The organism is Bacillus sp. LR--39 (assembly GCF_053613335.1).
On sequence record NZ_JBSIOT010000471.1, the window covers coordinates 1 to 938 of the forward strand.

General features: G+C 44.8%; 1 protein-coding gene. It reads left to right on the top strand.

Features of this window, described 5'->3' with window-relative positions; all coding sequences use genetic code 11:
- Positions 1-938 (top strand): CarD family transcriptional regulator (locus ACWHAR_RS24225; RefSeq protein ID WP_452088077.1); only part of this gene is annotated, 938 nt, incomplete at both ends.

The window sequence follows — 938 nt, forward strand, 5'->3', positions numbered from 1 at the left end:
TGTTTTGGCTGATTATGATATCGAGGCCGCCATGACAGACAGCAAAAAAGCGCTTGTTCAGGGACAGGTTTATATCATGGAAGGCGAGCTCCAATCGGGATTTGAGCTGCCGTTAATGAAGCTTGCCGTTATCACGGAAGAAGAACTGTTCAAAAACCGTGTAAAGAAGAAGCCGCGAAAACAGAAGCTTACCAATGCAGAACGCATCAAAAGCTATTCTGAGCTTCAAATTGGAGATTATGTCGTTCATATTAATCACGGGATCGGAAAATACCTGGGGATTGAAACTCTTGAAATCAACGGCATTCATAAAGACTATTTAAATATACATTATCAGGGAAGTGACAAGCTTTACGTCCCTGTAGAACAAATTGATCAGGTCCAAAAATATGTCGGCTCCGAAGGAAAAGAGCCAAAGCTGTATAAATTAGGCGGAAGTGAATGGAAGCGGGTCAAGAAAAAAGTAGAGACATCCGTTCAGGATATTGCTGACGACTTAATTAAGCTGTATGCCGAAAGAGAAGCGAGCAAGGGCTATGCATTTTCTCCTGACCATGAGATGCAGCGTGAATTCGAATCGGCTTTCCCTTATCAAGAGACTGAGGATCAGCTTCGTTCTATTCACGAAATCAAAAAAGACATGGAAAGAGAACGTCCGATGGACCGCTTGCTGTGCGGAGATGTGGGCTACGGTAAAACAGAGGTTGCCATACGTGCCGCGTTTAAGGCGATCGGTGACGGAAAGCAGGTAGCTCTGCTCGTTCCGACAACAATTTTGGCACAGCAGCACTATGAAACCATAAAAGAGCGCTTCCAGGACTATCCGATTAATATCGGCCTTCTCAGCAGGTTCAGAACGAGAAAAGAAGCAAACGAAACAATCAAAGGGCTGAAAAACGGAACGGTTGATATCGTCATCGGGACGCATCGGCTGCTAT